General features: G+C 62.1%; 7 protein-coding genes. 6 read left to right on the forward strand and 1 reads right to left on the reverse strand.

What is annotated here, in order from left to right; genetic code table 11:
• Position 1: 1 nt before the first annotated feature.
• The 4 genes from ACOCMM_RS03130 to ACOCMM_RS03145 are packed head-to-tail and all read left to right on the forward strand — an operon-like array spanning position 2 to position 9,174.
• Positions 2-418 (forward strand): DUF7680 family protein, encoded by a 417-nt coding sequence (locus ACOCMM_RS03130; protein WP_419551737.1) that lies wholly within the window; start codon positions 2-4, stop codon positions 416-418.
• Entirely contained in the window at positions 411-3,329 is a 2,919-nt protein-coding gene (locus ACOCMM_RS03135) for a DUF1156 domain-containing protein (RefSeq protein ID WP_419551738.1), read from the forward strand. Before ACOCMM_RS03130 ends, ACOCMM_RS03135 begins: the two co-directional genes overlap by 8 nt.
• Positions 3,322-6,540 carry a DEAD/DEAH box helicase gene (locus tag ACOCMM_RS03140; protein WP_419551739.1) on the forward strand — a complete coding sequence of 1,073 codons (3,219 nt, stop codon included), beginning with the start codon at positions 3,322-3,324 and terminating at the stop codon, positions 6,538-6,540. Before ACOCMM_RS03135 ends, ACOCMM_RS03140 begins: the two co-directional genes overlap by 8 nt.
• 60 nt (positions 6,541-6,600) lie before the next feature.
• Positions 6,601-9,174, forward strand: a complete 2,574-nt coding sequence (locus ACOCMM_RS03145) for an AAA family ATPase (RefSeq protein WP_419551740.1) — start codon at positions 6,601-6,603, stop codon at positions 9,172-9,174.
• Between the two features lie 56 nt (positions 9,175-9,230).
• Here ACOCMM_RS03145 and ACOCMM_RS03150 read toward each other — a convergent pair whose 3' ends face one another.
• A complete protein-coding gene (locus tag ACOCMM_RS03150; protein WP_419551741.1) occupies positions 9,231-10,361 on the reverse strand; it encodes an XRE family transcriptional regulator in 1,131 nt (376 codons plus the stop codon).
• Positions 10,362-10,858: 497 nt separating this feature from the next.
• Here ACOCMM_RS03150 and ACOCMM_RS03155 point away from each other — a divergent pair, with 497 nt between their 5' ends.
• Both ACOCMM_RS03155 and ACOCMM_RS03160 read left to right on the forward strand, forming a co-directional pair.
• Positions 10,859-11,992, forward strand: a complete 1,134-nt coding sequence (locus ACOCMM_RS03155) for an HNH endonuclease (protein WP_419554815.1) — start codon at positions 10,859-10,861, stop codon at positions 11,990-11,992.
• 3 nt (positions 11,993-11,995) lie between these two features.
• Positions 11,996-13,021, forward strand: coding sequence for an SMODS domain-containing nucleotidyltransferase (locus ACOCMM_RS03160; protein ID WP_419551742.1), 1,026 nt, complete (start codon positions 11,996-11,998; stop codon positions 13,019-13,021).
• Position 13,022 lies beyond the last annotated feature (1 nt).

Consider the following 13,022-nt stretch of genomic DNA (forward strand, 5'->3'; position numbering starts at 1 on the left):
CGTGCGTCAGCGGCGCTTTGAGCTGCAATTGCAGCCGACGCTGGCCGGCGACGACTGGGGTTTCCGCCTGAGTGAGACGTTCGGCGGTGCCATAGAGGCGGTGGCGAAGGTCGATGCGACACGCGCTACTCAGTTCAGGCGGGCCGTGCTTGAAGCAGTCGAGGCGTCGGGTTACCCGCCCGCTGCCGTTTCGCCGAGGCGGTGCCGGCCTTTCAACTTGCAGCAGGGCCCTGGAGTTCGGCTAGCACTGACGGTCTGCGCCTCGCTGCCGGTGGCGAAGCCACTTCGTCGGCGGGCGATCGCTGACGGCGTGGGTGCCCTGTCGCCCGAAGAAGCGCTGTATTGGTATGCGCGAACATCTGGCCCCGAGCGCGGACGGGCACTGCGGGCCCTGCGACTGCTGCTGGCCGATGACTGAGGGCGACCGGCCACGCCTGCTGATTGAGGACTGGCTTCCGGTCACGGAGCTCGGTATCGAATCCGTGCGTGAACGGGCGGCGGCCAGCGCGTTGCCCCCGATCTACTTCTTGCATGTGTGGTGGGCTCGGCGACCCTTGGTCGCCAGCGCCGGAGCGATTCTTGCGAGCTTGCTGCCTGCGTGGTCCCAGGAACTCGCCGACGACTTCGGCGACCATGAAGAGCTGTCCACATCGGAGGCATACCAACGCTGGTTCCTGCATCTCTGCGGCATCTGGGGCGACCCTATTGTTGCCGACCAGCTGGTTCGTGCGGCAAAGGCCACGGGTAACTCGATTCCGAATCCGTACACCTACAAGCAGGCGTACAAGAATTCTCCTGACACGTACAACGTCGAACTCCTTCACAGGGTGTTGGAGAACACTTGGGACCGCGTTCCGACGGTGCTCGATCCCACAGCGGGAGGCGGCTCGATCCCTTACGAGGCCGTGCGCTTCAATCTGCCCTCCTACGCAAATGACCTAAACCCGGTCGCGGCGTCGGTGCTACGGGCCAGCGTTGAGATTCCGGCTCGTTATGGTCCTGTGTTGATCACGGACCTGGAGCGCTGGGGCTCGATTCTCGTTGAGCGTCTACAGACAAGGCTCAACCGCTACTTTCCTTCGCTGCCCAATGAAAAGGCAGCAACGTACATCTTCGCCCGGACAGTGGCGTGCCCGAGGACGGGCAAGTGTGTGCCGTTGGTCAGCGATTGGGCACTGCGGCGGGGCAGCAAGCCGGTCGCGGTGCGGCTGGTCACAGAACGATCCGGCGACCTTCTTGACGTGCCCGAATTCGAGATCGTCGAGGGCGCTGCCGCGCGGTTCGACACCAAGAAAACTGGTACGTGGTCGCGCGGCAAAGGGGTCTCACCGTGGGATCACTTGGTGATCGACAGTGACTACATCAAGGCCGAAGCCCAAGCCGGTCGCATGGGCGACGTGATGTACGCCGTGGCGATCCGCACCACGAGAGGACGAGGTTTCAGAGCGCCGGCGGAAGTCGATCTGCAGGCTCTCGCCGCCGCGGAAGCCGAGTTGGAGCGTCTGCTGCCGAAATGGGAGCGTGATGACGTGCTCCCACGCGAGGTGTTTCCAGAAGGGAATGACAATCGACCTATCGAGTACGGAATGCCTCACTGGCGGGACATGTTCACCCCGCGCCAGCTGCTCGTGCATGGATCTTTCGTAGAGGAATGGCGCAATCTCGCCGACGAGGTGCGAGCCGGGATTTCTGATGCTCCTGATCGTGCAAATGCGGTACTGGCGCTGCTCGCCATGATGCTCGGAAAGGCGCTCAACTATGACGCCCGCCTTGGTTCATGGAATGCCGGTCGCCAAGTAATGCGCTCGGTTTTCGACTCCCATAACTATGCCTTCAAGAACACCTTTGCGGAGTTTGAGGGCGCGGAACAACTCCCGGCTTGGACGCTCAGCCAGTTGCTCGATGCATACCGGAGCATCGCAAGACTGCTGTCGCTGGACGGCGATGCCAGGCTCCTGGACGACTCCGTAACGCCACCTGCTCCAGTCACCGTGACCAGTGAGAACGCCGGCAATCTGAGTTCGCTGGCCGATGAGTCGCAGTCCCTCGTGTGTATCGACCCGCCGTACTACGACAACGTGATGTACGCCGAGTTGGCGGACTTCTTCTACGTCTGGCACAAGCGGACTCTGGGACGGCTGTGGCCAGATCTGTTCGCGGAGCAGCTCACCAACAAGCATGACGAGGCCGTCACCAACAAGGCGCGGTTCAGTCACGCCGGCAGGCGAGCCGGAGCGTTGGCCGATCACGACTACACGGCCAAGATGGCGGCCATCTTCGCCGAGTGTCACCGCGTGCTCGCTCCAGACGGCGTGATGACGGTGATGTTCACCCACAAGCGGGCCGATGCATGGGACTCGCTCGGCACTGCGCTGTTGCAGGCCGGATTCGAGATCCGAGCATCCTGGCCGGTACACACCGAGAGTGAGCAGTCGCTCCACCAAGCCCGTCAGAATGCCGTCAAGTCGACGGTGTTCTTGAGTTGCCGCAAGCGCGCGGACGACCAAGTCGGTGATGGCTTGGTGTACCTCGACGACATCGCAGCAGACATTCGCAACGCCGCTGGCGAAGCCCTGCAGCGCGGCCACACGCAAGGTCTCATCGGCGTCGACCTGCTGTTGTCCACGTACGGACCTGCCCTCTCAGTGCTGTCGTCGCAGTGGCCCGTGTACGCCGCGGAAGCCGACGAGACTGGCCGCTCGCGGCTGCTGCGACCAGAGGAAGCACTGGCCGTCGCTCGGGCAGAGGTCCTGCGACGTGAGCGGATGCGGCTCGTGGGCCACGACATCGAATTCGATCCACTCACCGATTTCACGCTGCTCGCCTGGAGCACGTTCGGTGCCCGCGAGTTCCCCTACGACGAAGCCCGGAAGTTGGCTCTGTCCATTAGTGATCTCGATCTCGACGACGCAGAGCGCGCCAAGCTGCTGAGCGTCAAGTCGGGCGTTGCGAGGCTGATCGAGCCGCGGCTTCGCCTGCGCAGAGAGACAGACGCGCACCTGCCGGGCATCGACCGTTCCCGCGCTGTTGTTGACGTCTGGGTGGATGCCATCCACACCGCCGCGTACACCACCACGCAAGACGGTCCGGGAGCGGCCAAGCGATGGCTGGACGAGCGCGATCTCACCGAAAACACTGTCTTTGAGTCCTGTCTTCAGGCATTCGTGCGTGCGCTTCCGAACACCAAGCATCAGGGGGACTGGAACGTCCCCGAGGCCGAGCATCTGCACTCGCTCGTGAAGGCGTACTTCGAGAACATCGAGTTGCCGCCCGAGCCGGTCGTGTTCGAGATCGAGGATCTGTCGTTGCCAGGCATCGCGAATGACTGACGACGGCTTCGTCGGACTGAACCTGGGCAAGCGCTACAACACACTCGACGATCCGCTGAACACGTTCTACGTACCCGTCCTGGAACGTGCGACTTCGTACGACCGAGTGGCGGGATACTTCTCGTCGTCGTCGTTCGTGTCAGCAGCGGCAGGGCTGGCGCGATTCATCAACAACAGCGGCACCATCAGGTTGCTGGTCGGCTCGCAGTTGTCCGAAGCCGACCGTGACGCACTGCTCGGCCAAGCGCCGCTGACCGATGTCTTGGCTCACAGCCTCAACGACGACTTGGACCGCTCCGTGAGTGCCGATGAGATCGCACGCCAGCGTCTCGGAGTCATCGCTTGGCTGGTGCAGCAGGGACGCCTCCAGATCCGGGTCGGCGTGCCGTGCGACCCGAGCGGTGTCCCCTTGGCCGGCTCGGACGCCGGGCAGCGCTACTTCCACTCCAAGTTCGGAGTGCTTGCCGATGACGCAGCCAATCGGGTGGCGTTCACCGGCAGCATCAACGAATCGGCTGCGGGCTGGCAACGCAATTTCGAGTCATTCAACGTGTACCGATCGTGGCGGGCCGAGAGCTGGGCGGACTACGGCGAACCATTGTCACAGGAGTTCGAGGAACTCTGGAGCGGCCAGCCACCTCCCGGTGGCGGCAGCAGCGGGAATCAAACCGGTGTTGCCGCTTGGCGAACCGTGCTATTGCCTCAAGCAGTGCGCGATCGGTTGTTGCAACTCGTATCGCCCGGTTGGACACCGCCGCCTCGCGATCCGCTGGAGCCGTCCCCCTCGCTGACTCCATCAGAGCTTGAGCATCTGGCTGCAATCCGCACAGCGCCAAGTACATGCACCGGGGTCGGACTGGTTTCGGCGGCTGTCGAGCCTTGGCCACATCAGCTGGCGATCTCACGGCGCATCTGCGAGACGTGGCCGCGTTCGTACCTGTTGGCCGATGAGGTCGGCCTCGGCAAAACCATCGAAACCGGATTGGTGCTGCGTGAGCTGCTGCTGTCTGGTCGTCTCAGCACTGCGCTGCTCCTGGTTCCCGCTTCGGTGCTGATCCAGTGGCAAGAGGAACTTAGCGAGAAGTTCCTGCTGGACATTCCACGCTTGGACAGCGGCGACTTGGTGTGGGCCGATGGCAGACGTCACAAGGCGGCGGCGTCCGGCGAGAGTGCGTGGCGGTCGGCACCCGTGCTGCTGGCATCGTCTCATCTCGCCCGCCGGCGGGAACACCGTGCTGCCTTGACCGAGGGCACCGCTTGGGATCTTGTGTTCGTGGACGAAGCCCACCACGCTCGCCGTCGCGGCACCAAGGCATCGGACTCGCCGAACCAGATGCTGGCCACATTGTTGGCGATGAAGCGTGCGAGCACGTGGAACGTGCTGCTGCTGGCATCCGCCACCCCGATGCAGATGAATACCCACGACATCTGGGACTTGCTCCTGCTCTTCGGTCTCCCGTCGCCGTGGTCCGAGTCGCCGGAGCACATGGAGCGGTACTTCGGTGAGTTCGGCGCCGAGTTCGCCGACCGTAAGTGGACGTTTCTTCGGCAGATGCTGGCAGGGCACTTCGCAGCGGCCAATGCTGAGCCCGCACTTGTTGACGAGATGACCGGGGCGCTCGGTCTCGTAGCGGCAAAGCGCATCACCGAGTTCCACAAGCGGCCGTACACAAAAGGCTCGACACGGGACTTGGGCAAGGAACAGAAATCGTGGTGGGACACTTGGCTGCGGGCCAACACACCCGTGCGCGACCGGGTGTTCCGGACCACACGGGCAACCTTGCGTACCTACCAAGAGCAGGGCGTGCTGCCCGAGGGCACGGTGGTTCCAGAGCGCCGAGTCACACACGAGTCGTGCGAACTGGGTGAGTCGGCCGAGGCGCTCTACGGTCGCATCGACAGCTACATCAAGCGCCACTACGACGCTTACTTGGCCGATCGGGGCCGGCGACGCCCCTTGGGCTTCATCATGACCGTCTACCGGCGGCGGCTGACGTCGAGCTTCCATGCGGTGCGCTGTTCGCTTGAGCGGCGCCGAGAGGTGCTGCGGGGCCAGCGCCATCTGCAGGCGTTCGTCGACGATGACGATGTGGCGTCGTCTGAGGAGTCGAATGCCCTCGCCGCAAACGGCCTAGCCGTTGCACAGACGGCGTCGGGCGGCGCCGGGGTTGATCCAGCGTGGGATCCCGAGATCGCCGGTGCCGAGTGGGACGACGCGGTGACTGCGACTGCCAGCGAGTACTTGGCTGAGGAGCTGGCTGAGCTGGACAGCTTCATCGACGAGCTGAACGACTTGCCGCCTGACGAGCCCAAGACTCGACGGCTGTACGAGTTGCTTGAGTCGAGCTTCGCGGGTGGGCATCGAAGCGTGGTGGTGTTCACGCAGTACGCCGACACGTTGTGCTACCTGCGGGAACGCCTGCGGGTCATCTACGGCACAGGGATCGTCTGCTACTTCGGCGGGCGGGGCGAGCGGTGGGATCCTGACGCTGGCGAGTGGGCTGTCCTTCCGAAGGAACGTGTCAAGGAGCTGTTCCGCCAGGGCGACGACGTCCGCATCATGCTGGGCACCGACTCGATGTCGGAGGGCCTGAACCTGCAGACCTGCGCCCGTGTCATCAACTACGACCTGCCGTGGAACTTCATGCGTGTCGAACAGCGCATCGGGCGTGTCGACCGCATCGGAGGCCAGCCTCGCGTGGAAGTGACCAACCTGTCGTACAAGGGCACGGTCGAGGACGACATCCTGCGGCGGATCGAGGACCGGCTGCACTGGTTCACGACCGTTGTAGGAAACGCGCAACCGGTGCTCGCGTCGATGGAATCAGCCATGCAGCGGGCGGCCCTGGGCCAGATCACACCGGATGGCGCCGTGCTCGAGGTGGAGCAGATGAACCGCCAGGCGATGGCGTCACCCGTCAAGCTGGCAGACCTCGACGCGGTGCCGCGACACGCCCGGCCTCTGCAACCTGCGATGGATCTCAGCGGTCTCAGGGATGCGCTCCTGAAGATCACGCTGTGTGCCGAGCGATTGAGCCAGCACCCCGACATCGACGGAGCATGGCTGCTCCACCTCGATGGATCGGTTCACGGCGTCACGTTCGACCGTGCCCGCGTGCAGCAGGTTGACGGCCTGTCACTCCTCACATGGGGCAGCCCACTACTCGACCGACTGCTCGACACCGCACAGTCCACCACCGGCGAGTTGTGACTACCGGGGACCTATCGTCTGCCGACGCACCGTGACCAATTTGCGATGGATGGTATGGACATGAACACCGAGACTTCACAGGCGGTCGCTTTGTCCCCGCGAGGCGTATTGATCGAGTGGGCAAATCGGCAGCAATCGTGGGTGCGCTACCTCGTCGGCGAAGTGTTGGCGGCAGCCGGTCCCGTGGGACGTGAAGTCGTCGACGGTGCATTCGCCATTTTCTTGGCGGAAGATGGGCTCAGCGACGATGCGGACTTCACGGGCATTCCGGCCCTCGTTGACGAGGGCCACCTCGGCTCTGGCGATGACCCGATCCGCTTGCTCAAGCTCTCGAATGTGCATGGCGTCAATGCTCTGGCACCGAACCAGTCGATCGAGTTCGGCCGAGGCCTCACTGTTCTGTACGGCCAGAACGGCGTCGGAAAGACTGGCTATGCGCGAGTCATCAAGCGCGCTGCCGGGTCACGCGAGCACGAAGACATCTTGGGCAACATCGACAGCGCCGGTGTGCCCGTACCGCCGAGCGCAGAATTCGAAGTCGAGATAGGCGCGTCGCAACACTCCATCGCCTGGAACAACGAAGTCGGCATCGAGCACATCAGGCGCATCGCAGTGTTCGACTCCGCGACCGCAGAGGTTCACGTCGACGATGACCTGAACTATGTCTTCACGCCTGCCGAACTTGCCCGCTTCGACGATGTCACCAAGGCGCTGCAAGACGTACAGGAGAGCATCGGCAAGCGCGCCGAGGAGCATGCGTCGAGAACACAACTCTCACCCAACCCATTCACACCAGATTCGGCCGTGCACCGGAGCGTCGAGAACATCACGGAATCGACCTTGATGGACGCCATACGGCAGCTCGCACAGGTCGCGCCTGACGCCGAGGAAACACTGCAGCACAAGCGAGCGGAGGCGGCTGCGCTCGCTGCAGGAACCGAGAGCGCGCAGGCCAGAGAACTGGAACGACAAGTCGGTGAGGTCGCCGAGGCGGTTGACATCTTGACTGCCCTAACCGCTTTCGACGTTGAGGCATACAACGTTGCTGTCGCGTCGGTGAATCAAGGGCGCGAGGCAGTGGCACTGCTTCGATCGACACTGTCAGCATCGACGCCAGCGGGCCTCCCGCTCGACGAGCACTGGGAGAGCTTCGTCAGGGCTGGAGCGGACTACGCGAGCCACTCGGACCTGGACGCCTACCCGACGGAGGAATCGGTATGCCTGTACTGCGGGCAGCACCTGGGCGACGACGCTCACAGGCTCATCGTGTTGTACGGCGAGTTCTTGAACTCCGCCGCACAGCAGCAACTCGATGCAGCCGAGCGGGAACTCGCCCACACGCTGCCGCAGATAGATGAAGGGAGGCTCGAACGATCGCTGGAGATGCCGACGGCGTTCCCTGAGCCTCAAGACCTGCTGGTCCGAGCAGAGAAGGTGTGCCGCGATGCACAGGGCTCGCTGCTGCAGATCGCCAACCGACAGCACTGCTCAGACGCAGAACTGTTCGATCGCGCTCAGCAGCTCATAGAGCCGCTGGCGCAACTGCGGGAGGGCGTCAAGCAGAGACTCAACGATCTTGCTGAGCAGCACGAGCGCAAGAGCGATGTACTCCCACAGCTGCAGCGGGAAATCCGGGACCTCGAAGACGCGATCAAGCTGTCGAGCCACCTTGAAGCAATAGAGCGGTGCATTGAGCAAGCACAGGTCGCCGCTCGTCTTAACGCGAACAACGAGCGCACCTCAAGCCAGACACGACGCAGCCTCACGCTTGCCGCCAAACGCGCCAGCGAAGATGCGATGAACCACAGCTTCGAAGAACTCTTCAAGCAAGAATGCGTCTCGCTGGGAGCGCGTACGGTATCGCTCGACTTCCAGGCGCGCCGCGGCAAGGCCGAGCGGGCAAAACACATGGGCACCCATCGCCCGTCAGCAGTGCTCTCCGAGGGCGAGCAAAAGATGCTCGCCCTCGCAGATTTCCTAGCCGAATGCCGCACTGACGGCCAGGGCTCTCCGCTGCTGTTCGACGACCCCGTTTCGAGCCTCGACGAACGTGGCATCGAGGGCGTGACCAAGCGGCTCTGTGAACTGGCCAAAGAGCGACAAGTCATAGTCTTCACGCACAACATCATGTTCGCTGCAGCGCTGTTGGAGGGAAACCGCGGCACACCGACAAGGACTACGTGCATCGAGGTTCGCGATCAGGGCACCGATCTCAAGGGAGTCATCGGGCTCAACGTCGAACCCCGCCTCGACACGCCCGAGAATCTTGCTAAGAAAACGAACAAGGCCATCCAAGAAGCGGGGGCTGAATCCGACTTCGAGAGGCAGGACCGGCTGATCTCAGAGGCGTACTCGCTGATGCGGAGTTGGTGTGAGGCGTTCGTCGAGCAGCGCCTCTTTCAGAGCGTGACACAACGTTTTCGTGCACATGTGATGATGACCAATCTCAAAGACGTACGCGTGGACCGCTTAGACGGTGCAATCGCTGTCATCGGGCCGATGTTCGCCAAGATCAGTCGGTATGTCACGGCCCATTCTCAGGCATTCGAGCAACAGAACACAAAGCCGAAAATCCAAGATCTCAAGGACGACTGGAAAGAACTGACTGACGCTAGAGACCGCTACGCGGGCTGATCAGCGGCCCAATCTCGCGTGAGACTTGAGTCGCGACGACCTAGAGATCCATCCCGTCACACCAACGTGGGACGCTGGGTTCCCAATATGCGGCTCACTACGTCGCAGGGCAGCAACACTCGCCGCGCGATGTCGTCTGGGGACAATCCGGCGAGGTCCGAAGCTCGACTGAGGTGCGTTGGAGTCGGCAGGGCGCGATCGGTTGAACCTGGCTCGACCCGTCGCCAGCCGAATGCACTTCGTTGCTTCATAGCCCGCGTGTAGGTCGCTTCGTCAATCCTGCCGATGTCTTTGGCGCGTCTCGCGAGCGCAGCCATCGACAGGCCCCATGTGCGCTTCAGATCGAGGTAGCAGGCCCAATCGAGTTCGGACGGTAGCTCGCTCTCCAGTGCGGGAGCGGGGCCTAGGAAAGCTCCGGCGAAGCGGTTTGCTTGTGCTTCGACGGTACGGGTGCCGGGCCTGCGTTCGCTTCCGCGGTGCATTACCAGATGCCCGAGTTCGTGCGCGAGGTTGAAATTGTCGCGATCCCAGACGGATTCCTCCCCGCCGTCAAGAACGATGATCGGAAGGTCGTCGACGATTGCGGAGTAGGCGTCGATGTCCCGGTCAGTTTCTGGGTCGCGCACGATCGTGATCCCACCTGACTCCAAGTCGTCCACTAAGTCCTCGCTAATCGGCCGATCCGGTGCCAGTTTCAGTGCTTCTCTGGCTCGCGCCGCAGCGAGTTCGACCTGCTCAGCGGCACTCTCGATTTCAAGGTCAGGGTCAATGTGATGGGCGTACTCGAAGGGATCGGGGAACACGACTTCCTCTCGCAAACCCCGTGCAACCTGCGCCGTAGCTTGGACGAATCGCTCGGCTCTCAGTTGTTCCCGCCTCGGCGTCCTCTTCAGGTGGCGGAATTGCGGTGCGAGGATTACGTCGAACGCCGGCCGATCGGCGAACGCCTCCGGTTCCACCTCTAGGAGCAGGGCGGCAAGGGCGATGTTGGCTGTCGAGAGCGTCGTCTCGCCCCGCTCGGCTTGGCTCAAGGCCGATTGGCTGATACCGAGGGATTCGGCCAGATCGGCTTGCGACTGGCCAAGCAGTTCTCGCATCGCCACCAGCTGGGCGCCCGCAAACACAGGCGCTGTTCGCCTCGCAGCTGCCATCAGATCGTCGTGAGCTTCAGGGGATGCACGCGTCATCCGTGTTCGCCCCTCAAGACTCCGCGCGAGTCGCTCGCGCGCCAGCAGGAACGGGCACTCTGCATGATTCCCCCTGTACGGGCCTCTCCGACAGCGTCCGTACTCCAACCACAGTACATGCGAAATCTCCGGCCAGAATTGGCATTCTACCAGAATCTAGGTTGTTAGAATAAAGTCATGACAGATTTCGGCGGCATACCGTGGGCGCGAAGTCCGGACGGCGCGATCGGCGGACAGCACTGCGTTCGTCGCTTGACATGCCGCCGTCCCGCAGGCGAATCCAGCATTTCGGGCTCATCGCCGACGACTTTCTTGCTGGGTCCCGACGTCTCGACGCGACATCGCTCATGTCCGACCCGTCGCCAAGTCGTGTCGACGCGGCCCGCAACCGCCGCCCTGACAGCCGCTCGCTGCCCCCTCCGACCTGTCGCCGGTTGTGACCACTGTCATGTCCGGCCTCTTGCGTACGGGAGTGCATCGTGCCAGTGAGCGAACCAGTGAAGCGACTCGCATGGGTCCGAGCAGGGGGCCGGTGCCTCCTCTGCAATCAGTATTTGGCCTCGGAGCACCTGGGCGGACCGGGTCCCATTCGCCAGATTGGGGAGGTCGCGCACATCGTGGGAGAATCTAGGCAAGGGCCTCGTGGTGATTCTGTGACACCAGAGTCGCGTCGCAACGAAGCAGACAATCTGATGTTGCTGTGCCCGAGCCACCACACCGAAGCCGACTCGGGACGGCTCAGCGACGAGCTGTACACCGAGGACTATCTCCGCGGCCACAAGAGGACCAAGGAGGCATGGGTCAAGTTCGTCACAGGTCTGAGCTCCGAGCGCACGACCACGGTGCTGCGCCTGTTTGGCGATGTGCGCAGCTCAACAAACCTCGTCGGAGTTGATGAAGCAGCAGAAGCCACGATGCGCGAGCAGTTGCGGACACCCCACTACCTGCCCGATCCACGCGGTGTCGGCCTCACCATCGACCTGACGACAGTTCCCGACCCCGGCACCACTGACTACTGGTCTGCCTGCATCACGGCAATGCAACCCGAGCTTGGACGACTTCGCGCAGCCATTAGAAACGGAGATACCTCCCATGTGAGCGTCTTCGCGTTCGCCCTGATCCCGATTCTCGTCGCACTTGGGTACCTGCTCGATGACGCGAACAATGTCGACATCTACGACCGCCACCGCGAGACAAATTCATGGCTTTGGGACGCAGAGGCGCCAATGATCGCCTTTAAGTACCGCATTCCGGAAACACGCGATGCCACCGAAGCAGCGGTGCTTGTGAACGCAAGCGGAACAATCGAACCCGCCGAGCTGCCAGCTCCGATGAGAGCCATTCCGCAGATCGTCGTCGAGCCAGTGGGAGATCACATTTCAGGCCCCTCCACATTCGCCTCGCATGCGACTCTTGACGCCTTCGTCGATGTGATACGTAGACTCCTAGCCGCCCTCGAAGAGCACAAACAGCTGGCTCACGTCCATCTCTTCTTGGCTTCACCCATTTCTGCCGCCATCGCGATCGGCCGAGCGTGGCCCCACGACAATGCAGCTCCCCGATTTACCGTCTACCACCGCACAGACAATACCTACCAGCCTGCAATCTCATTTCCGATCTCGGAGGAATGAACCATGGAACATGCAACCTATTTCGAAACATTCTTGAAGAACGAAGTGAACCTCAGCCAGAGTTCGCTGGACCTGCTCGTGGAACGGGTCGATGCCGTTTATGATGCCTTGAAGCAGGACGACACTATCGGCAGTCTCATCACTGGCAAGATCCCGCAGGGTTCTTGGCCGCACCGCCTAATAATAAAACCAAAGGCGGGAGGTGACTTCGATGCCGACTTTCTGTTGGAAATGGACCAAGAACAGGATTGGGAACCCAAGACATATCCCAACGAAGTTTACAACGCCTTGCACCGTCATTCAACCTATTCAAAGCAAGGTCACGGCCGCAAATGTCGCTGCGTATACCTCAAGTACGCTCCTAAGAACAATATCGGCTGCCACTTGGATATCGTTCCATTCGTCACGCTTCAGGACGGGCGACGCGTAATCGTTAACCGAGACGACAACGAATGGGAACCACCCTACGGCTCGACAGACCCTCAGGCATTCTCAAATTGGGTCTACAGACGAGACGAGATCACCGAAAAGCACTTTCGCAAGGTGGTTCGCCTCATGAAGTTCCTTCGGGACGAGCGGGGCAGCTTCAGCGGCGTCAAGTCTGTAGTGCTCACGACAGTGCTCGGAATGCAGGTCACAGAACTCAGGGCTCTGTCTCCGGATTACTGCAGGAACCTGCCCACAGCGCTTCTGAATCTCGTGGAGGACTTGGATACATGGCTGCAACGCAATCCAACGAAGCCCTCCTTGCCCAACCCGAGCAACGATGGCACGAACTTCGACCACCGTTGGGCGCAGGAGACTTACGCAAATTTCCGCGACCGCATCCACTCGATCGCCGCGACGATGCGCGACGCGTACGACGAGACGGACAAAGGCAAGTCGGTCAAGACCTGGCAGAAGCTGTTCGGGTCGAAGTTCAGCCCACCAGGGAGCGCCGCGGCCAAGACTGCTGGAGCGGCTGTCGTGGCGGCGACGATCAGCAGCCCGCAGCGGTCACGCTCACAGCGATCCGGGCGGGCAGGATAAA

This window comes from Candidatus Poriferisodalis sp. (assembly GCF_965198245.1).
In the GTDB taxonomy this organism is placed as follows: Bacteria; Actinomycetota; Acidimicrobiia; order Acidimicrobiales; family Poriferisodalaceae; genus Poriferisodalis.

Coding starts and splice junctions, on each gene's coding strand:
- ACOCMM_RS03160 (WP_419551742.1), top strand. CDS start 11,996: ATGGAACATGCAACCTATTTCGAAACATTCTTGAAGAACGAAGTGAAC.
- ACOCMM_RS03150 (WP_419551741.1), bottom strand. CDS start 10,361: ATGACGCGTGCATCCCCTGAAGCTCACGACGATCTGATGGCAGCTGCG.
- ACOCMM_RS03135 (WP_419551738.1), top strand. CDS start 411: ATGACTGAGGGCGACCGGCCACGCCTGCTGATTGAGGACTGGCTTCCG.
- ACOCMM_RS03145 (WP_419551740.1), top strand. CDS start 6,601: ATGAACACCGAGACTTCACAGGCGGTCGCTTTGTCCCCGCGAGGCGTA.
- ACOCMM_RS03140 (WP_419551739.1), top strand. CDS start 3,322: ATGACTGACGACGGCTTCGTCGGACTGAACCTGGGCAAGCGCTACAAC.